15 protein-coding genes are annotated in these 19739 nt (G+C 71.4%); 9 read left to right on the forward strand and 6 right to left on the reverse strand.

Going from position 1 to position 19739, the window contains the following annotated elements:
• From cobA to AB0305_RS19030, 5 genes are all read left to right on the forward strand, one after another.
• Positions 1 to 801 (forward strand): uroporphyrinogen-III C-methyltransferase (gene cobA, locus AB0305_RS19010; protein WP_366173664.1); only part of this gene is annotated, 801 nt, incomplete at its 5' end.
• 5 nt (positions 802 to 806) lie between these two features.
• Positions 807 to 1949, forward strand: a complete 1143-nt coding sequence (locus tag AB0305_RS19015) for a uroporphyrinogen-III synthase (RefSeq protein WP_364137311.1) — start codon at positions 807 to 809, stop codon at positions 1947 to 1949.
• A gap of 151 nt (positions 1950 to 2100) precedes the next feature.
• Positions 2101 to 2976: an FAD-dependent oxidoreductase gene (locus AB0305_RS19020; RefSeq protein ID WP_290258494.1), complete on the forward strand. Its 876-nt coding sequence runs from the start codon at positions 2101 to 2103 to the stop codon at positions 2974 to 2976.
• Between the two features lie 123 nt (positions 2977 to 3099).
• Positions 3100 to 3831 carry a deoxyribose-phosphate aldolase gene (deoC, locus tag AB0305_RS19025; protein ID WP_364136913.1) on the forward strand — a complete coding sequence of 244 codons (732 nt, stop codon included), beginning with the start codon at positions 3100 to 3102 and terminating at the stop codon, positions 3829 to 3831.
• A gap of 61 nt (positions 3832 to 3892) precedes the next feature.
• The gene (locus AB0305_RS19030) at positions 3893 to 4126 is read left to right on the forward strand and encodes a hypothetical protein (RefSeq protein WP_290258496.1); all 234 of its coding nucleotides are present in this window, start codon (positions 3893 to 3895) and stop codon (positions 4124 to 4126) included.
• A 159-nt stretch (positions 4127 to 4285) separates the two neighbouring features.
• Here the strand turns inward: AB0305_RS19030 and AB0305_RS19035 are convergent, their stop codons facing one another.
• Positions 4286 to 5110 (reverse strand): metal-dependent hydrolase, encoded by an 825-nt coding sequence (locus AB0305_RS19035; RefSeq protein ID WP_364136911.1) that lies wholly within the window; start codon positions 5108 to 5110, stop codon positions 4286 to 4288.
• A 6-nt stretch (positions 5111 to 5116) separates the two neighbouring features.
• Entirely contained in the window at positions 5117 to 8752 is a 3636-nt protein-coding gene (gene mfd / locus AB0305_RS19040; protein ID WP_364136909.1) for a transcription-repair coupling factor, read from the reverse strand.
• 240 nt (positions 8753 to 8992) lie between these two features.
• Here mfd and AB0305_RS19045 point away from each other — a divergent pair, with 240 nt between their 5' ends.
• The 4 genes from AB0305_RS19045 to AB0305_RS19060 all read left to right on the forward strand — a co-directional run bounded on the left by AB0305_RS19045 (position 8993) and on the right by AB0305_RS19060 (position 11588).
• Positions 8993 to 10552 (forward strand): SDR family oxidoreductase, encoded by a 1560-nt coding sequence (locus tag AB0305_RS19045; RefSeq protein ID WP_364136907.1) that lies wholly within the window; start codon positions 8993 to 8995, stop codon positions 10550 to 10552.
• Positions 10553 to 10599: 47 nt separating this feature from the next.
• Positions 10600 to 11097 carry a DUF2505 domain-containing protein gene (locus AB0305_RS19050; protein ID WP_364136905.1) on the forward strand — a complete coding sequence of 166 codons (498 nt, stop codon included), beginning with the start codon at positions 10600 to 10602 and terminating at the stop codon, positions 11095 to 11097.
• 3 nt (positions 11098 to 11100) lie between these two features.
• Positions 11101 to 11319 carry a hypothetical protein gene (locus tag AB0305_RS19055; protein ID WP_364136903.1) on the forward strand — a complete coding sequence of 73 codons (219 nt, stop codon included), beginning with the start codon at positions 11101 to 11103 and terminating at the stop codon, positions 11317 to 11319.
• Between the two features lie 137 nt (positions 11320 to 11456).
• Positions 11457 to 11588 (forward strand): hypothetical protein, encoded by a 132-nt coding sequence (locus tag AB0305_RS19060; protein WP_290258503.1) that lies wholly within the window; start codon positions 11457 to 11459, stop codon positions 11586 to 11588.
• Here AB0305_RS19060 and sufU read toward each other — a convergent pair.
• The 4 genes from sufU to AB0305_RS19080 all read right to left on the reverse strand — a co-directional run bounded on the left by sufU (position 11585) and on the right by AB0305_RS19080 (position 19516).
• Positions 11585 to 12052 carry a Fe-S cluster assembly sulfur transfer protein SufU gene (sufU, locus tag AB0305_RS19065; protein WP_364136901.1) on the reverse strand — a complete coding sequence of 156 codons (468 nt, stop codon included), beginning with the start codon at positions 12050 to 12052 and terminating at the stop codon, positions 11585 to 11587. The two genes, AB0305_RS19060 and sufU, sit on opposite strands and share 4 nt — an antisense overlap.
• Positions 12053 to 12061: 9 nt before the next feature.
• Entirely contained in the window at positions 12062 to 13369 is a 1308-nt protein-coding gene (locus tag AB0305_RS19070; RefSeq protein ID WP_364136899.1) for a SufS family cysteine desulfurase, read from the reverse strand.
• A gap of 630 nt (positions 13370 to 13999) precedes the next feature.
• Positions 14000 to 16717 carry a LuxR C-terminal-related transcriptional regulator gene (locus AB0305_RS19075; RefSeq protein ID WP_364136897.1) on the reverse strand — a complete coding sequence of 906 codons (2718 nt, stop codon included), beginning with the start codon at positions 16715 to 16717 and terminating at the stop codon, positions 14000 to 14002.
• Positions 16718 to 16777: 60 nt separating this feature from the next.
• Entirely contained in the window at positions 16778 to 19516 is a 2739-nt protein-coding gene (locus tag AB0305_RS19080) for a LuxR family transcriptional regulator (RefSeq protein WP_366173669.1), read from the reverse strand.
• Positions 19517 to 19739: the final 223 nt, after the last annotated feature.

A 19739-nucleotide genomic window follows, 5' to 3' on the forward strand; every position in this document is an offset into this window, starting at 1 on the left:
GTGCCGGTCGCCGCCGAACCCGCGGCCGGCCCGGCCGGGCACGTCACCCTGGTGGGCGGCGGCCCCGGCGCCGGGGAGCTGCTGACCGTCGCCGCGGTGGCCGCCCTGCGCGACGCCGACGTCGTCTTCTACGACCGGCTGGCACCGCACCAGGACCTGCCGTCCCTGACCACCGCGGAGCTGGTGGACGTGGGCAAGACCCCCGGCCACCACAAGGTCAGCCAGGCCGGCATCGAGGAGTTGATGGTCAATGCCGCCCAGGCCGGCGCGAACGTGGTCCGGCTCAAGGGCGGAGACCCGTACGTCTTTGGCCGCGGCGGCGAGGAAGTGGCCGCCTGCGTGCGCGCCGGGCTGCCGGTCCGGGTCATTTCCGGGGTCACCAGCGCAGTCTCCGTCCCGGCCGCCGCGGGCATCCCGGTCACCCACCGCGAGGTCAGCCGCCTGTTCACCGTGGTCTCCGGCCATGCCCCGCTCACCGAGGACGAACACCGGCACCTGACCGGGCTCGGCGGGACCATCGTGGTGCTGATGGGCATCGGCACGCTCCACCAGCTGGCGGCCGGGCTGCGCCGGGCCGGGATGCGCGCGGACATGCCGGTGGCGGTGATCGAGCGCGGCTACCAGCCCGGCCAGCGCACCACCATCGCGGCCCTGGGCGGCATCACGGCGGCCGCTGCCGGCTGCGGCAACCCCGCCGTCCTGGTGATCGGCGAGGTGGTCCGGGTCGCGGAGGCGAACCGGGGCTGCGACGCCGCCGCGGCCGAACTGGACCGCCTCGCGGCGTCCCTGGTCGGGGCGTGAGCGCCGTGACCGTGAACAGCCTGGCCGGGACCGCCCCGGACACCGCCGGAACCGCCGACCAGCCGCTGGAGGGCTTCCGGATCGGCGTCACCTCGCACCGACGCTCGCAGGACCTGATTGAGGCCCTGGAACGCCGCGGCGCCGAGGTGCTGCACGCACCGGCGCTGAAGATCGCCCCGGCGCAGGAGGACCACCGGCTGATCGAGGACAGCCGCGCCATCATCGAGGCCCGGCCGCAGCTGTGCATCGCCACCACCGCCTACGGCATGCGCCGCTGGTGCGAGGCGGCGGACAGCTTCGGCATCGGCGACCAGCTGCTGGAGACCCTGGCCGCCACCCGGATGTTCGTCCGCGGGCCCAAGGCCCGCGGCGCCGTGCGCGCGGCCGGCCTGGCCGACGTCGGGATCAGCAGCGACGAGACCACCGCAACCCTGGTGGACATGCTGCTGGCCGAGGGGGTGCGCGGGAAGACCGTCGCCGTCCAGCTGCACGGCTACACCGACGTCCGGCAGCTGGAGCGGCTCCGGATGTCCGGGGCAAACGTCATGACCGTCACCCCCTACCGCTGGGTCAAGCCCGAGGGCGCCGGCCGGCTGCCCAAGCTGATCGAGGCCGCCTGCAACGGCAGCCTCGACGTGCTGACCTTCACCTCCGCCCCCGCCGTCGACGCGTTATGGAGCACCGCGCACGAGATGGGCCTGTACAAGCAACTGGTCGCGGCGCTGAAGACCACGGTGGCCACCGCCGTCGTCGGCCCCATCACCGCCCAGCCGCTGGTCGACGCCGGCGTGCAGCCGCTGGTGCCGGAACGGTTCCGGATGGGCGCACTGATCCGGCTGGTCTGCGAACACCTGGCCCTGAACCACGTCCGCCGGCTGGACACCGCCGCGGGCGCGGTGGAGCTGCGCGGCCGGTCGCTGCGGATCGACGGCGAGCCCGTGGAACTGGCGCCCGCGCCGCTGCTGCTGATGCGGGCGCTGCTGGGGGCCGGCGGCGCCGTCCTGTCCCGCGAGTCGCTCTCCGAGCTGCTGGAACTGCGCGGCTCGGTGCACGCGCTGGACATGACAGTCAGCCGGCTCCGGTCCGCGCTGCCGGACGCCTCGCTGGTGGAAACCGTGGTGAAGCGCGGCTACCGGCTCCGGGTGTGAGCCACGCCATTACCAGCTGGTAACAATTGGCGAACAGGGAGCGAAAATACCGCAACACCGCAGAAACGTGCGCGAAAAACCGGCCTCCTACGCTGGGGAACAACAGAAACAGGGGCCACACCAGCAGGCCCGCCAGCGAAAGGGCCAGCACATGTCCGCACCGAAATCCTCCGCCGCCAGCACCGCCTCCACCACCGTGGCCTCCTCGCCGCGGATCGTGATCGCCGGGGCCGGCCCGGCGGCGCAGGCCCTGGTCCGCCAGCTCACCCGCACCCCGTTCGGCGGCGCCATCACGGTCCTCAGCAACCGGGACGACGCCCCGGCGGAACTGCTGGAGCTGGCCGTGCTCCCCCAGGTCTCGGTCCGGTTCGGCCAGCCCGCCAGCTTCATCGACGCCGAGCAGCGGCGGGTGACGACGGCGGACGGCCTCGAATTCGGCTACGACCAGCTGGTCATCGCCACCGGCTCGGCCCCGGCCCTGGCCCCGATCGAGGGCTCGGGCCGGTGCCTGAGCTACTCCACGATCGACGACGCCGGCACCCTCGGCGACGCGGTCAAGGACGTCACCCGGGTCTTGGGCCGGCGGCCGCTGGGCATCCTGGTGGGCACCGGCACGGCAGCGGGACAGGCCGAGGCAGTGCTGCGGGCCCGCGGCGTCCGCCCGGTCCGCACCACGCTGCGGCCCGCCGCCGTCGTCCCCACCCTCGCCGGGTCCGTGCTGCCGGCCTCCGGGATCGTCTTCGAGGACGGCTCCAGCATGAGCGGTGACCTGGTGGTCCTCGCCGAGGAGCGGATCTCCCGGGACGCGCTGGCCCGCACCGCCGGGCTGGCCACCGCCGCCCAGGGCGGGATCCTGGTGGGCGCCGACTACCGCACCTCCGTGCCCGGCATCTGGGCGATCGGCGACGCCGCGGCGCTCGACGGCGTCCGGCTGGGCCTGTTGGTGGCCGCCGGTTCCGCCGCCAGCATCTGCGCCGCCGGGCTCGTGCAGGCCTGCCTCCAGGTCCCCGTCGCGGCCGCCGCCTGAGCGGGCTCCCTACCCCGAGACAGTGTGGTCCCATATGGCAAGATGGTGCACTGAGAAGCCACGACGCGCGCCGCGTCAGCAGCCGGGCCGGCCATGATCCGTCCCGTCAGGAAAGGGACCACCATGAGCAACGACGCCACCACGGCCGGGGCCTCCGGCACCGGCCAGGACCTCCACCACGGCACCGGCAACATCGCCGCGTTCATCGACCACACCCTGCTCAAGCCGGAGGCCGGCGAGGCCGACGTGCTCAAAGTCTGCTCCGAGGCCGCCGAGTACCAGTTCAAGTCCGTCTGCGTGAACCCGATCTGGGTCAAGACCGTCAAGACCGCCCTCAAGGGTTCCGGCGTGCTGACCTGCTCCGTGATCGGCTTCCCGCTCGGTGCGACGCCCAGCGACGTCAAGGCCTTCGAGGCCCGCGGCGCCGTGCTCGACGGCGCGGACGAGATCGACATGGTGATCAACATCGCAGCCGCCCGCGCCGGCGACAAGGGCGCCCTGGTCGATGACATCCGTGCCGTGGCCGAGACCGTCCACGCCGGCGGCGCCATCCTCAAGGTCATCATCGAGACGTCCCTGCTGGACGACGCGCAGAAGGTCCTCGCCTGCGAGGCCGCCGTCGAGGCCGGCGCCGACTTCGTCAAGACCTCCACCGGCTTCAACGGCGGCGGCGCGACGGTCGAAGACGTCACCCTGATGCGCCGCACCGTGGGACCGGACCTGGGCGTCAAGGCATCCGGCGGCGTGCGGTCCCTTGCCGACGCGCAGGCTATGATAGCTGCTGGTGCAACACGTATTGGCGCCAGCTCCGGCATCGCGATCGTCAAGGGCGAACAGGGTTCGTCCGCGTACTGACCGCCCCGCCGGAACCACGCCGCCACAGTTTTTACAGCCCCGCGGGGCCGAGGAGGAACGAATGTCCAGCAACAACGGCAAGACCGCCAAGACCCCCAGGTTCGAGAACAACCTGGCATCCAGCGTGGTGCTGTTTGTCATCATGATGGCGCTCTTCTTCGGCGCCCTGTACTCGCTGTCGTTCCTGACCCTGGGCAACCCCTGGCCGATGCTTGCCTGCCTGGTGCTGTTCGCCCTGGCGTTCTGGATCCCGCAGACCATCACCGGCCGCTCGGACTCGGCCGGCGAACACTAAGCCTCGTCCAAAGCGTGAAGCCCCGGTTCGCCGGGGCTTCACGCGTTTAACGGCCGGTTCCGGACGGGCGCGGCGGATTCGGACCCGCGCGGCGCGGACCCAGGGTGCGCACGTCCGGAACCGCAGCGGAAACGTGTCATGCCGACGGGCAGCCTGCGGCTAGCTTCCCGAACCGAGCAGCCGGCCAACGACGGCTGAGCCGAAGGCGACGGCCGCCGGGAAGTGGCCACGGGCGACGTCGACGGCCGCGACGCACATCCCCACCATGGCGTAGGCGCCGACGGGGATCAGCACCAGCCACTCGCGTCGCGAACCGGCCCGGCCCAGGAGCGGGATGGAGAACGCCCCGTTGGCCTTCCAGACGTCCTTGACCAGCGGCAGCCTCCGCAGGAACTTCGGCGGTTTGACCACGATCGGCCACAGCAGAGGCACTCCCCCGGTGGTGATCATGTCCCCAAGGATGTGCACCAGCACGCCGGTCAACATGGACACCGGCAGCCAGGACCACTGATGCGGGGCGAACCAGGTCACCAGCCCGGCCATGGTGAGCGCGAAGATCCAGTTGCTGACCACCCCGTATTTGGGGAAGAGCTTCAGGGCCTTCGCGGCGATGTTGATCAGGAACATGCACAGCAGCCCGGCGCCCACCGAGAGCAGGCCCCAGTCGGTCTGCAACTGGATCTTCCCGGCCAGCGCGGCGAGCAGCACGAAGAAGGCCGCCCCCAGCACCGAGTGGGTGCCCTGGCGGTGGCCGCCGGAGGCGTTCTCGATCCCCACGGCGATCAGGTTCGAGAGCGGCGGCAGCGCGTGCGCCACCGTGGACGAGCGGTGGTCCCAGTCGCAGATCAGCGCCGTCCCCGCCGTCGCCATCCCGCCGATGACGATCCCGGCGGGATCCAGCGGGTACCAGCCGAGCGTGTACGGCCCGGTCGAGGCAATAGCCACCCACGCCGCGGCACCTGACGCGGCGTGGTGTCCTCCCATCACGGCCTAGCCCGCGGCGGGCGGGACGTCGGTGAAGATCGCCTCGATCACGCTGTTGGCCCAGGCCAGGATCTCCGCGTCCTGCAGGTCGCGGCCGCCGATCCGGGCGGTCTTGGGCTTGGGAATCAGTACCGCGTCCAGGGCCGGCTTGGTCTGCGAGCCCGGGTACATGCGGGCCAGCCGCATCTGCTTGGACTCGGGCAGCTGGGCGGGCGAGAACTTGATGAAGTTCCCCTGCAGGGCGACGTCGGTCAGGCCCGCCTCGCGCGCCCCGACCCGGAAGCGGGCCACGGCCACGAGGTTCTGGGCGGGCAGCGGCAGCTCCCCGTAGCGGTCCACCAGCTCGGCCTCGACCTCCTCGATCGCCTCGTTGGTGAGCGCCGAGGCCAGCTTCCGGTACGCCTCCAGGCGGAGCCGTTCGCCGGGAACGTAGTCGTGCGGCAGGTGCGCATTGACCGGCAGCTCGATCTTCATTTCGGCGGCCTTCTCCTCGGCCTCGCCGCGGTAATCCGCCACGGCCTCGCCGACCAGCCGGATGTAGAGGTCGAAGCCGACGCCCTGGATGTGGCCGGACTGTTCTCCGCCGAGCAGGTTGCCGGCGCCGCGGATCTCGAGGTCCTTCATGGCCAGCTGCATACCGGCGCCAAGCTCATTGTGGGTGGCCACGGCCTTGAGCCGCTCCAGCGCCACCTCGCCCAGCGGCTTCTCCGAGGGGTAGAGGAAGTAGGCGTAGGCGCGTTCCCGGCCGCGGCCCACCCGCCCGCGCAGCTGGTGCAGCTGCGAGAGCCCGTACTTGTCCGCGCCGTCGACGATCAGGGTGTTGGCGTTGGAGATGTCCAGGCCGGTCTCGATGATGGTGGTGCAGACCAGGACGTCGAAGCGCTTCTCCCAGAAGTCCACGATGATCTGTTCCAGCCGGCTCTCGGACATCTTGCCGTGCGCCACCTCCACGCGCGCCTCGGGCACGAGTTCGCGGATCTTCGCGGCGGTGCGCTCGATCGTGGAGACCCGGTTGTGGACGAAGAAGACCTGCCCCTCGCGCATCAGCTCGCGGCGGATCGCGGCGGAGGTCTGCTTGTCCGTGTACGGGCCCACGTAGGTCAGCACCGGGTGCCGCTCCTCCGGCGGGGTCGCCAGGGTGGAGGTCTCGCGGATGCCGGTCAGCGACATCTCCAGGGTGCGCGGGATCGGCGTCGCGCTCATGGCCAGGACGTCCACGTTGGTGCGCATCTTCTTCAGCGCCTCCTTGTGTTCGACGCCGAAGCGCTGCTCCTCGTCCACGATCACCAGGCCCAGGTCCTTGAACTCGAAGTCCTTGGACAACAGCCGGTGCGTGCCGATGACGACGTCGACCGCGCCGGTCTTGACGCCTTCGGCCGTCTCCTTGGCCTCCTTGGCGGCCTGGAAGCGGGACAGGGGCCGGACCCGCAGCGGGAACCCGGAGAACCGCTCGGTGAAGGTCTCGTAGTGCTGCTGGGCGAGCAGGGTGGTGGGCACCAGCACGGCCACCTGCTTGCCGTCCTGGACGGCCTTGAACGCGGCCCGGACGGCGATCTCGGTCTTGCCGTAGCCGACGTCGCCGGAGACCAGGCGGTCCATCGGGATCTCCCGTTCCATGTCCGCCTTGACCTCGTTGATGGTGGTCAGCTGGTCCGGGGTCTCCACATAGGGGAAGGCCTCCTCCAGCTCGCGCTGCCAGGGCGTGTCCGGGCCGAAGGCGTGGCCGCGGGAGGCCATCCGGGCCGAGTAGAGCCGGATCAGCTCGCCGGCGATCTCCTTGACCGCCTTGCGCGCCTTGGACTTCGTGCTGGCCCAGTCGGAGCCGCCCATCTTGCTCAACACCGGGGTGTCGCCGCCGACATAGCGGGTGACCTGGTCCAGCTGGTCGGTGGGCACGAAGAGCCGGTCGCCGGGGGCGCCGCGCTTGGACGGGGCGTACTCGAGCACCAGGTACTCGCGCACACCGTCGCCGCCACCGGCCACCTTGCGCTGAATCAGCTCGACGAACCGGCCGATGCCGTGCTGTTCGTGCACCACAAAGTCCCCGGCGAGCAGCTGCAGCGGGTCGACGGCGTTGCGCCGCTTGGAGGGCATCCGCCGCATGTCCTTGGTGGACCCGGCGGACGTGCGGCCCAGCAGGTCCGCCTCGGTCAGCAGCGCCGTCTTCAGCCCGTCCAGGACGAAGCCGCGGCCCACGCATGCGGTGGTGACCTCGATCAGCCCCGGCTGCGGCTCCGCTTCGAGCGTCTCGACCCGGGCGCAGGGGATGTCGTTGTCGTGGAACAGCTCGGCGAGGCGCTGGGCGGGGCCGGGGCCCTCGGTGGCCACCACGATCCGCCACTGGTCGCGCACGTGCGAGCCGATGAAGTCCATCATCTCGGCGACGTCGCCCTGGTAGCCGCGCGGTTCGCGGGCGTGCAGGTTCACAACGTCGATGTCCGGCAGCAGCTCCTCGTCGCTGGACAGGGAGCTGATCGACCACCAGGACACCTGGTGCTCCAGCGCGGTGGCGCGGGTCTCGGCCAGGGACCGGAAGCTGGCCGAGTGCAGCGCCTCAGACGCGGCGGCGCTCAAATCCAGCGGTGCAGACCCGCCGTCGGACGCCGTGGACCAGGCCGCCTCGAGAAATTCCTCGTTGGTGGCGGCGAGGTCGTGGGCGCGGGTGCGGACCTTCTCGGGTTCGATCACGACGGCGATCGACCCGGCCGGGAACTGGTCCACGAACGGAACCATCGAATCCACCAGCACCGGGGCGAGGGACTCCATGCCCTCGACGGCAATGCCGCCGGCGATCTTCTCCAGCATGTCCGCCGCGGCCGGCAGCTGGGACTTCAGCGTCGCGGCGCGGGACATCACGGAGGGGGTGATCAGGATTTCGCGACACGGCGGGGCGTGCAGTTCGGTGGGGTGGTGCACGCCGGGGGCGGTCAGCGAGCGCTGGTCGGCGACGGCGAACCAGCGCATCTGTTCGACCTCGTCGCCGAAGAACTCCACCCGGATGGGGTGGTCCTCGGTGGGCGGGAAGACGTCCAGCATGCCGCCGCGGACGGCGAACTCGCCGCGCCGGGTGACCATGTCCACCCGGGCGTAGGCGGCGGCCGCGAGGTTCTTCACCACCTCGCCGAACGGGGCCTCCTGGCCCACCGTCAAGGTCACGGGCACCAGCTCTCCCAGCCCCGCCACGATCGGCTGGACGACGGCGCGGACGGGGGCGACGACGACGCGCAGCGGCGTGCCGGAGGCCTCCGGGTGGGCCAGGCGGCGCAGCACGGAGAGGCGGCGGCCGACGGTGTCCGAGCGCGGGGAGAGCCGTTCGTGCGGGAGGGTCTCCCAGCTGGGGAACTCGGCGATGCTGCCGGCGGGCAGGAACGCGTCCAGGGCCTGCACCAGGTCCTCCGCCTCACGCCCGGTGGCGGTCACGGCCAACACGACGGGTGCGGCGGTGCCGCCGGCGTCGGACGCGAGCAGGCCGTCCGATACCTCGGCCAGCAGGGCCGCGCGCAGCCCGGCCGGGGCGCTGAGCTGGTAGCCCTCGCTGCGGGCGGAGACCGGCCGGGACGCCTCGGCCTGCACCCGGGCGAAGGTTGAGTCCCGGGCGAGGACGCGCCGCAGGCCGGAAAGTGAGGGGCCGGGAAGGCTCATGGCGGAAACTCCTGAACTGATCGCTGACGTGCAGGCAACACGAATACCCGGAATTCGCAAGAATCCCGGGTGATTCCAGCCTACCGCCACCGGAGCGGACCGGGCACCCGGGCGCTAAGCTGGCAGGACGGGCCCGGCCCGTTCCGGCTCCCCATCCAAGCCTGTTTCGTGGCGGCGGGACGTCCGGCGGCCCCGCCGCTCCGAATGGCTAATATCCGCAACGAGAAGGAGCCACCCGCAATGACCGGCATCCCCCCTACCCCGCATCCGAAGACCGTCCTGGTCACCGGCGCCACCGGCTACATCGGCGGCCGGCTGGTCCCCCGGCTGCTGGAGGCCGGGCACAAGGTCAAGGTCCTGGTCCGGACGCCGGCGAAGATCGCGGGCGTGCCCTGGCTGGAGCAGGTGGAGGTGGTGCAGAGCAGCCTCGACGACGGCGCGGCACTCAAGGCGGCCCTGGCCGGCGTCGACGTCCTCTACTACCTGGTCCACTCGATGGCCGGCGGCTCGGGCTTCGAGGCCAAGGAAAAGGCGATGGCGGCCCTCACCGCGGAGGCCGCCGAGTCCGCCGGCGTGGACCGTATCGTCTACCTCGGCGGCCTGCACCCCTCCGGCGCGGAGCTCTCCACCCACATGCGCTCCCGCGAGGCCGTGGGCAAGATCTTCCTGGACAGCCCCGTGAACGCCGTCGTCTTCCAGGCCGGCGTGGTGATCGGCTCCGGTTCCGCCTCCTTCGAGATGATCCGGCACCTGTCCGAGACGCTGCCGCTGATGCCAGCCCCCAGCTGGGTGCGCAACAAGATCGAGGCGATCGCCGTCCGCGACGTGCTCTACTACCTGGTCGGCGCCGCCTCGCTGGAGGGCCCGATCAACCGCACCTTCGACATCGGCTCCCGGCAGGTGCTCACCTACGCCGGGATGATGCAGGAGTACGCCGCGGAGGCCGGGCTGCCCTACCGGATGGTGCTGGCCCTGCCCGTTCCGGCCCCGAAGCTGGCCGGCATGTGGGTGGCCCTGACCACGCCAATCCCGCTGTCCATGTCCCTGCCGCTGGTGGAATCTCTCCAGCACGACGCCGTGGCGCGCGAACACGACATCGACGACTTCATCCCGCAGCCCGACGGCGGCCTGACCCCCTACCGCCGGGCCGTCGCCCTGGCCCTGGGCCGGGAACGCGACGGGCAGGTGGAGACCACATGGGCGAACGCGGGCGCCGACGCCGACCCGCTGCCGAGCGACCCGGAGTGGGCCGGGCACCGGGTCTATGTGGACGAGCGCAGTTACTCCAGCCCTGCGGCCCCGGACCACGTCTGGACCATCATCGAGGGCATCGGCGGGCAGAACGGCTGGTACTCCCTGCCGCTGGCGTGGAGCGTGCGCGGCTGGCTGGACAAGCTGACAGGCGGGGCCGGGCTGGCCCGCGGTCGGCGCCACCCGCGGCTGCTGGCCGAGGGCGAGGTTGTGGACTGGTGGCGGGTGGAGCGGATCGACCGCGGCCGGCTGCTCCGGCTCCGTGCCGAGATGCGCGCCCCGGGCCGGGCCTGGCTGGAGCTCATGGTGGAACCGGAGGGCAACGGCAGCCTCTACCGGCAGCGGGCCATCTTTTTCCCCAAGGGGCTCAGCGGCAAGCTCTACTGGCTGGCTGTGCTGCCGTTCCACAGCCTGATTTTCCCCGCCATGTCGCGGAATATCGCGGCGGCGGCCCAACGGCTCGCAGAGACAGAACCAGAGGCGAAACCAGTGCCGGAACCGGAACGGGCGCCGAAGACCGAATCGGAACCGGCCGGGCCTAACGCGTAAGATGTTTGGAGCCCGAAACGACCCCTTCCACCCCCTGGAGGACCCTAATGGCCCTGAGCGCATCCACCACCCTTCCGCACACCGTCGAGAGTGTCACGGCAGTCTTCGCCAGCGAGGACTTCCTGCGCCACACCAGTGAGCTGGTCGGCGGCACCCTGGAATCGTTCGCCGTCGACGGCGATACGGCCGGCGCATTCAACACCACCACCGTGCGCACCATCCCCACCACCAGGATGCCGGACATCGCCCGGAAGTTCGTCGGCGAGAGCCTGAAGGTCACCCAGCTTGAGAGCTGGGGCGCCCCGGCGGCCGACGGTTCGCGGGAAAGCAACATCTCCCTCAAGGTCGCCGGCGCCCCGCTGGACGTCACCGCCGTGCAGCGGCTCGTGGCCGAGGGCGGCAGCACCCGGATCGAACTCGAGGGAACCGTGTCCTCCTCCGTGCCGTTCCTCGGCGGGAAGATCGCCGACGCCGCCGAGCCGATGGTGGGCAAGGCCCTGAACATCCAGGCCACCCAGGCGCAGGCCTGGCTCGAAAGCCACTAAGCCATGCAGCTTCCCGTCCTCGCCGCCGTCGTCCTGATCATCGCCGGCATCTGGTCGCTGGTGGTCTGGCCGCAGTTCCTGCGCCGCGTGCGCAACGATCCGCGGGCCCGTGACGCCAATGGCAAGGCCACCCGGTTCCTGACCGTGCACGTGGTGCTGGTCAGCATCTCGATGGTGCTCGGTGCGGCCACGGCCGGGATTGGGATCTCCGGGCTCTTCTGATTCCGCGGTCCCTTCCGGACCCCACCCGGCCGTCGCGAAATGTGAGTAGGTAACCCGCTCACGTAAGCGGCGGCCGGGTCTATTTTTGCGTGGACCGCACGCTGTTTCCGGCCGCAGGCCAGCCGTCCAATGGTGCTATGGACATGGACGGAATGGAACGGGTCTGGCACGGCAGCCACCGGAAGCCGGGCGGACGGAACTGGTCGATGTACACCGCTTTGGCCATGATGGTCCTGCTCTTCGGCATCATCGCCAGCTACGTGCCCTAGCTCTCCTGCCGGCCCAGCGCCTGGGTGAGGGCGTCCTCGGCGGCAACCCAGGAGAGCATGGCGCACTTGACCCGCGCGGCGTAGCGGGACACACCCTCGAACGCGGCCGCGTCGCCGAGGATCTCCGGATCCGCGGCCACCTTGCCGCGGGAGCGCAGCACCTCACGGAAGCTGTCGATGATGCGCTGCAATTCCGCCGTGTCCAGGTCCTCGGCGAGCTCGGTCAGGACCGAGGCGGACGCCATCGAGATCGAGCACCCCTCACCGTCCCAGCGGAGGTCGCTGACCTTCCCGCCGGCCACGGACACCCGCACGGTAATCTCGTCGCCGCAGGTCGGGTTCAGCTGGTGCGACTGGCCGGACGCGGCCCCCGCAGGGAACTCCGCCCCCGCATCCAGGCCGTTGCCGTGCCGTTCCTTGGCGTGCTCGAGGATGATTTGTTGGTACAGCTGGTCAAGGCTCACGGGCGGTCCTCAGGCGTTGAAGTAGGGACGGACACCGGCGACCGCGTCGAGGAACGCGTCGACGTCGTCGGTGGTGTTGTACAGGTAGGTGCTGGCGCGGGTGCTCGCCGTCAGGCCCAGGCGGCGGTGCAGCGGCTGGGCGCAGTGGTGGCCCACGCGCACGGCGATGCCGCGGCTGTCCAGGAACTGCCCGACGTCGTGGGCGTGGACGCCGGCGACGTCGAACGCGGCCAGGCCGATCCGTTCCCGGCCGGCGGCGGGGCCGAGGACGCGGATGCCGGGGATCGCCTCGAGGCCCTCGACGAGCCGCTGGCCGAGCGTGGCCTCCCAAGCGTGGATCCGGGCCAGGCCGGTCTCGGTCAGGTAGTTCGCCGCGGCCGCGAGCGCCACCGCCTGGGAGATCCGCTGCGTTCCGGCCTCGAAGCGCTGCGGGCTGGGCAGGAAGCCGGCGCGGTCCATGGTGACCGTGGTGATCATGGAGCCGCCGGTGAGGAACGGGGGCATGGCGTTGAGCAGCTCCGAGCGGCCGTAGAGGCCGCCGATCCCGGTGGGTCCGAGCATCTTGTGGCCGGAGAAGACGGCGAAGTCCACGTCCAGGGCCTTGACGTCGAGCTCCAGGTGCGGGGCGGACTGGCAGGCATCAAGGACCACCAGCGCGCCGACGGCCCGGGCCAGCGCGACCAGGTCGGTAACGGGGTTGATGGTGCCGAGGACGTTGGAGGCATGGGTGAAGGCCAAGACCCGGGTGCGGGGGCCGATCAGCCGGGCGGCGGCCTCCAGGTCCAGGGCACCGGAGTCGTCCACGGGGATGTAGTCCAGGGTGGCGCCGGTCCGGGCGGCGAGCTGCTGCCACGGGATGAGGTTGGCGTGGTGCTCCATCTCGGTGACCACGATCCGGTCGCCGGCGCCGAGGGCGAACCGGGCGGCCTCCGCGGGGGCGCCGGGCAGGGAGGCGTTGAGGAAGGAGTAGCTGAGCAGGTTCAGGCCCTCGGTGGCGTTCGAGGTCCAGATCAGTTCGTCGTCCCCGGCGCCGATGAACGCGGCGACGGTTTCCCGGGCGTCCTCGAAGACGTCGGTGGCCTCCACGGCCAGGTGGTGGGCACCCCGGTGCACGGCGGCGTTGCGCTGCTCGTAGAACTCCTGCTCAGCCTCGAGGACGCTGATGGGGTTCTGCGAGGTGGCACCGGAGTCCAGGTACACCAGCGGCTGGCCGTTCACGGGCCGGTTGAGGATCGGGAAGTCGTTGCGGATCCTCAGGACCTCGTCGTTCCCCAGGGCCGGGGCCGGGCTGGGCAGGTGGGCTGGTGGTGCAACCATGGGTGGAACTCCTGATCGGCAGTCGCTGCGTCGGCGGCCGCCGGCGGGTGAGCGCGGCGTGGGCGGCCGATTACGTTACACAGATTTAGCCTAATTATTCCACGGCCCGGCCGGATGCCCCACGGAGGTCCCCCTTACCGCCGAAACTTACCGCCGGAACGTGGGGCGCTCCCGGGCTTCTCCCCCGCGCTCCGGTCAGCCAAAGGCCACGTGCCGATCAGACAAGCGCCCTGTCCCGGGCAGCCAAACGCCCCGCCGGCGGGCCTTGGGTTCCCGGGCGGGGCGTTTGATTCCTGCGTCTGCCGCCGGATGGACCCGGCGGGAGACCGTAAAGGGAGCCGGCGGCGGCTGGGGGGAGAGCCTCGGTCTCAGAAGGCTCTGACGCCGCCGGCTCCGTCTAGGGGGTACGGCTGCCGGTTGGGGGCACCGTACGATTCCATCGAAGGAAGCCGGATGAAGCGAAAGCCAAGTGTGTGGAGCGTTGTCCTTTCGGGCCGTTCCCTTGACTGAGTCAAGTTAATCAAATCCCGCCGGTGCTCCACACGAGTAGGACTTACCCGACTTCCCTCCGCCGCTACCCTGCCGAACTACTTAGGCGTACTCCCGGCCGGCCGGAGCGCCGGCCGGGAACTACGCAGGACCTCCCGGTGGCCCCGTCCCCGGCCCGAATCCGGGTCCCGGCGGGGTGAGGAAGTCCGGTTCTGCATCGACGAGTTCTGAGCGCCGGCTGACGCCCAGTTTGGCGAAGACCCGGTACAGGTGGCCCTCCACCGTGCGGGTGGAGAGGGTCAGGGCGGCGGCGATCTCGACGTTGCTGGCGCCCTGGCTGACGAGTCGGAGGATCTCGGCTTCCCGGGCCGTCAGGTCCGCGTGGTGGTCCCCATGGACGATGTTGATGCTCTCCGACATCCCGGCCGCGACCATACGGTGGTGGACCTTGCGCTGGACCACCGTCAGCCTCCACTTGTGCGGATCGTTTTCCAGACAGCGGGCGGCCTGCTGGGCGGCTTCCAGGGCCAGGAGCAGGTAGCCGGCGGCCAGCGCCTCGTCGCTGAGGGTACTGAGCGCGCTGGTGTCGGAGTCGGCCACGGCGCGGGCGAAGGCGCGCAGCAGGGAGCCCTCGGGCCCCTCGATCGCGGCGCTGCTGAGGGCCAGCGCCTCCGCGGCGGCCGGGTCGCCTTCGCGCACGGCCAGCCGCCGGATCTCCGTCTCGACACCGAACAGGCCACGGTCCCGGGCACCGTCCGCCAGCCGGTCCAGCCGGTGCTGCCGGGCGGCCGGGCCTGCACCGCCGTCGTCCGCGGCGGTGCAGTAGGCATCGGCGAGCAACCGCAGCGGGGCCGGCCCGCCCAGCGGTTCCGCACGGTAGGCACGCGCATTGGCGGCGGCGTCGTCGTTCCGGCCGACGACGAAGGCGGCGTAGGCCGCGAGCGCGTGGGCCAGCGGACGCAGCCGCCACGGGTCGGCGACGGTCAGCTCCTCGACGCCGATCAGCAGTTCGGCCAGGCTCTCCGGGAACCGGCCCTGGCGCAGGCGGGAGAAGCCGCGCACCAAGTGCAGCAGCCCGCCGCTGTAGAGCAGTCGGAAGGGCAGGGCCGCGGCGTAGCCGTCCACCGCGGCGGCGAGTTCGTCCCACTCCCCTGCCCGGACCAGGTTCAGGCAGTGCCGGGCGAGCAGGTCCTCACGCACCAGCGGCAACGCGGCCGTCGCCGGGCCCGCCTGCGGCCATGCCTGCCGGTCCGTCCCGAGCCCGGTCACCACCTGCCCCCGCACCGACTGCAGCTCCGCCACCCGGAATGCCGCTGGGACGCCCAGCTCCTCCGCCACGCCGGGGAGGTTGGCCAGGGCTGCCCAGCGGCGCTGCAGCTCCCCCGCTGGCTCGTCGTCCGGGCCCAGCAGCAGCCGCGCGGCCAGGCCGGGCGCCGCCGAATCGGACCACTCCGCCGCGGTGTCCCGGCCCCCCGCGCCGGGGCTGGTGCCGTCGCCGTCGTCGTCGCCTGCCGGGCCTGTCTGGCCCGCCGGGCCGGTCTCCGGGGCAGCATTTCCCAGCCGCGCGGCCAGGAGGGCCGCCAGGTAGGAGGGTCGGCCGTAGGGAACGGCCCCCGCGGACCTCAGCTGCCCGGCGGCGGCCTCCGTCCGGCCCAGGAGGTACTGCGCGTAGGCCAGCTGGATCTTTGCCTCCGGCGCGCGGTCACCCCCGGCGGCGGCGGTGGCGGCACGGAGCGCGGTGACGGCGTCGAGGGCGGCGTTCGCCCGTGCGGCGCCGTACACCAGCTCGGCGGGGGCGAGCTCGGCGCCGGCGTCAAGCGCCCAGCGGAACCGGTTGAGGTAGGCCTCGGGGTGGCCGTCGCTGAAGCCCGGCAGTTGCAGCAGGCTGGCCCGCAGCCCGGCGCTCCGTCCGGCGGGGACCCTGCCGCGGACGATCTCGCCCACCATGGGGCTGGCCGGCCGGACCAGCCGCTCTTGGTCCCGGGAGACGGCAATGATCCCGGCCATTTCGAGGGCGTCGACGGTCTTGGGGTTGCTGAAGCGCAGGATCTCGCCGAGCGAGAGTGGTCCGGCGAGGGAGACGATCGCGGCCACGGTCTGTTCCTCGGCGGGCAGGGACCGTACCCGGTGGTCCACCAGGTCCGCGGCCGGTACCCGGGCCAGATCCGGGGGCGACAGGAGGATCCAGGTGCCCCGCCGCAGCCCGATGGAGCCGGTCTTTTGGGCATACCGGAGCAGGGACATGAGCAGGGCCGGCAGCCCGGCGGTCACCGTGCCGAAGAGTTCGCTCAGCCAGGGCGAGACGTCCGCGCGCAGGGCCTGCTCGCAGAACTGGTGCACCTCGGAGCGGGTGAGCGGGGCGAGGTCGTACTTGGCGATCAAGCCGTCGTCCCAGAGAGCCAGGAATTCCTCCGGCGTGGACGGGCCGGTCCGGCAGGCGGCCAGCAGCCGGGCGGCCCCGGTCGCCACGGCCTGGGCGATCAGCCGGACCGTCCCGGCGTCCAGGTCCTGGGCGTCGTCGATGACGAAGAGGGGCGGGGCGGGGCTCTTCTTCAGGCGCTTGGTGAAGGCCCGCGCGACGGCGGCCGAAGAATCGAGATCGTGCACCGGAAGGTCGATCAGGACGGGGCCGAGGGCGCCGAACGGCACGGCGGAGAGCATCGCCGTCGGGGCGAGCCGGATCACCTCGCCGCGGCCGGGAAGTTCACGCAGGATCTCGCGCACGACGGCGGTTTTCCCGGACCCGGCGACACCGACGAGGAGCGCCCCGGAGCGTTCCTCGTCCCGCAGGCACGCCACGGCGTCGCGGACGACACCGGACCTGCCGATGAGCGCCATCTGGTCCGTGAGGCTTTCCACCCAGGTCCTTTCCCCGCTGGCGGCTGGCGGCCGCCGGGCCCGATGAGCTGTGGCGCCCCGCTAGCCGATGCGGGCGTTGCCGGTGGTTCCGGCGATGGCATCTTTAAGTTCGGACCGGCTCGCCAGATGGAGCTTGGCGTACACCTGGTAGAGGTGGCCTTCCACGGTCCGGACCGAGACCTGCATCTGTTCGGCGATCTTGCGGTTCGACGTCCCGGCCGCGGCCCGGACCGCGACCTCGCATTCGCGTGCCGTGAGGATGGACGAGGTCAGGGCCTGGACGCCGTTGCGGGGCCCCCCAAACCGTTCGTCCAGCATGTGCTCGGTGCGCTGGGCGACCCGCAGGGCGATCCGGTTGCCGGCGTCGTTGGCGCAGGTGACGGCCTTGCGCGCCACGTCCCGGGCGAAGACGGCGTCTCCCGCGGCGTCGGCATCCTTGGCCACGGTCAGCAGGGCCTCGCTGGCGGCGTCCTTGACGCCGTTGGCCAGGCGCAGGCAGAGCATTGCGAACTGGCCCGTGACACTGCCGGCCAGGCCGCCGAGCTTCTGGCTGGCCTGGCGGTCACCGAGCCGCGCGGCGGCGGACTGGAACAACAGCGCGGTGGCCACGGCTCCCGCCTCGGAGTCGGCGTCCGCCTCGGCTGCCAGGGCGCGGATTGCAGCGGCCCGCTGGCCCAGTTCCGCGGTGGCGCCCAGCTCGAAGTAGCGGATGAGCCGCGCGGTGAGCCACGGGGCCGGGTGTTCCAGGGCGGAGAGTTCCGCCAGCTGGACGGCGGCCTCGTCGGCGTTGCCGTGCAGTCCGTTGGCGTAGGCGCAGGCCGCCGTGGCGAGTCCGGTGAGGGCGTCCCGGTCGTTGGTCCGCAGCTGCCAGAGCCCGGCCTCGAGGCTGTGCAGGGCCTCCTCGAGCCGGCCCGCGTGCAGGCTGATGAGTCCCTCACCGATCTCGAACATGCCGCCCAGGCGTGAATGCGGGTCCGGCACCTCGGAGGTGAGGGTCAGGAACTCGCCAGCCTCCTTGAACCGGGCGGAGAGCAGCATCAGCAGGAGCATCCGGCCGCGGAGTTCGCGCAGGTTCCGGTCCGTCATGGGGACCGTGGCCGCGGCGGAGAGGACCTGCTTGGCCAGGCCGGTGGCGCCCAGGACGTTGCCGGTCACCGCCATGGCCTCGCAGAGCAGGCCGCCGGCGACGACGCCGGATTCTGTGCTGAGGTCCGCGACGTCGAGGTCCTCGCGCATGGCCAGCACGTCGGTGTACCGGCCCTCCTGGACTGCCAGCCGGGCCTCGGCCAGCCGAAGCTGCGCCGCCGCGCGGTGTCCGGCGTCGGTCTCGGCGTCAGGCCGGGCCGCGAGCGACGGTCGCAGGTCCAGCACCCGTCCGGAGGCGGCGGGGGCCGTCCCGGGGCCTCGGTGTTCCAGGTCGGCGAGCAGGATGTTGACCCCCACCCACTCGGGGGCGGTGAGGTCGGAGCCCTGGCCGCCAACCAGCGGGTGCAGCAGCCGGCGTGCGGCCTCGTCGTTGCCGAGGCCCAGGTGGGCCCTGGCGGCTTCGATGACGGCCGCGGGCATCTCCGCCAGTTCCTCGACCGCGTGCAGGAAGCGCAGGGCGGCGGCGGGATCGGAGGAGTCGTTGGCGCGCCGGGCCGCCGCGAGGGCCAGCTCCGGGGTGATCTGCTCGCCGCAATCCAGCGCCCAGGCCACCCCGGTGGGGCCGCCGGGTTCGAGGCTATTGGCGGTTTCCTGCACGGCGGTGAGGCGGCGGCGCAGTTCGGCGCTGCGGCCCGGGGGGACGACGCTTCCGACGATGGCTGCGGTCACGGTGTTGGAGACCCGGACGGTCGGCGGGTGCTCGTGGCTGACCTGGATGAGGCCGCGTTCCTGCAGGGTGTCCATGTCGTGGGGGTTGAAGATGCTCATGAGCGTCTGCAGGGACACGGCACCGGCGAGCGCCAGCAGTTCGAACACGTCCCGCTGGCCGGGGCTGAGCCGGTTCAGGCGTGCCTTGACCACGTCCCGGACCTCGCCGGTGAGCGAGATCGGGCGGCGGCCGAGAACCCAGGTGCCGTCCTGCTTGGCGATCGCGCCCAGCTTGATCTGTTCGCGGGCCAGGGAGTGCAGGAAGAGTGCGTTGCCGCCGCTGGCGGTCCAGAGGGCGCGGGCCGCGGCGTGCGAGAAGTGGCCGCCGTACTCCTGGTTGAGGGTGGCCGAGGTCTCGGCGAAGTCGAACGGCTCCAGGTCCACGCGGCGCAGGAGGTCGTCCTTCCACAGGCCCATGATGTCGCCGCCGACATGCGGCAGGTCCACGCAGGCGGCCAGGAGGGTGACGTGGCCGCCGGCGCTGAGCTGGGCGACCATCATGCAGGAGAGGTCGTCCAGGTCGTGGGCGTTGTCCACGAACAGGGCGATGGTGCGGCCCTGGGCCTTGGCGTGCAGCAGCTGGGTCAGGCCGCGCAGGACCATGAGCGGGTGTTCGAGGTGGGAGGAGTCGAGGTCGTTAAGCAGCACGCTGAGCGCCCCGTAGGGCAGCTTCGAGGAGATCGAGCTGCCGCGGACCTGGACCACCAGGTAGTCCTCCCCCAGCTGCTCCAGCGCGCGCTGGGCGATGAAGGACTTGCCGGCGCCGTGCTCGCCTACCAAAACGACGCCGCAGCCGGACCCGGAGGTCAAGGTTTCCACGACGTCGTCAATAATGTGCTGGCGGGTTTGCTGTTTGTCGGGCCGCCCGCCGGCGGCATGGTGCGCGGGTGGAATCACATCTGTTTTACCGCTGCCGGCGGGCACGCCGGTGTCATGCTGAAACATGGGAGAGACCTTCGCAATCAATGGATAGCCAGTGATAGCTCCACCGTATGGATGAGCCCCGGCGATGACACCCGTAGGTAGTACCCGATTGGAAGACAGGTATTCGGAGGCCTTTACTTGGGTGTACTCAGTTCCTCGGCCGGAGGCTCCGGGATGGACCAAGTAGTCCCAGCCTTCTTCCACATCATGATGCCGACGTAGGTAGCTTCCATCGGGTCGTTGG

The organism is Arthrobacter sp. NPDC080086, from assembly GCF_040702285.1.

Bases quoted from the DNA above. Each gene is read 5' to 3' on its own strand.
- AB0305_RS19045 (WP_364136907.1), top strand. From the start codon at position 8,993: ATGACCGGCATCCCCCCTACCCCGCATCCGAAGACCGTCCTGGTCACC.
- AB0305_RS19055 (WP_364136903.1), top strand. From the start codon at position 11,101: ATGCAGCTTCCCGTCCTCGCCGCCGTCGTCCTGATCATCGCCGGCATC.
- AB0305_RS19080 (WP_366173669.1), bottom strand. From the start codon at position 19,516: ATGTTTCAGCATGACACCGGCGTGCCCGCCGGCAGCGGTAAAACAGAT.
- AB0305_RS19035 (WP_364136911.1), bottom strand. From the start codon at position 5,110: ATGGGAGGACACCACGCCGCGTCAGGTGCCGCGGCGTGGGTGGCTATT.
- AB0305_RS19050 (WP_364136905.1), top strand. From the start codon at position 10,600: ATGGCCCTGAGCGCATCCACCACCCTTCCGCACACCGTCGAGAGTGTC.
- AB0305_RS19070 (WP_364136899.1), bottom strand. From the start codon at position 13,369: ATGGTTGCACCACCAGCCCACCTGCCCAGCCCGGCCCCGGCCCTGGGG.
- AB0305_RS19060 (WP_290258503.1), top strand. From the start codon at position 11,457: ATGGACATGGACGGAATGGAACGGGTCTGGCACGGCAGCCACCGGAAG.
- deoC (WP_364136913.1), top strand. From the start codon at position 3,100: ATGAGCAACGACGCCACCACGGCCGGGGCCTCCGGCACCGGCCAGGAC.
- AB0305_RS19020 (WP_290258494.1), top strand. From the start codon at position 2,101: ATGTCCGCACCGAAATCCTCCGCCGCCAGCACCGCCTCCACCACCGTG.
- AB0305_RS19030 (WP_290258496.1), top strand. From the start codon at position 3,893: ATGTCCAGCAACAACGGCAAGACCGCCAAGACCCCCAGGTTCGAGAAC.
- mfd (WP_364136909.1), bottom strand. From the start codon at position 8,752: ATGAGCCTTCCCGGCCCCTCACTTTCCGGCCTGCGGCGCGTCCTCGCC.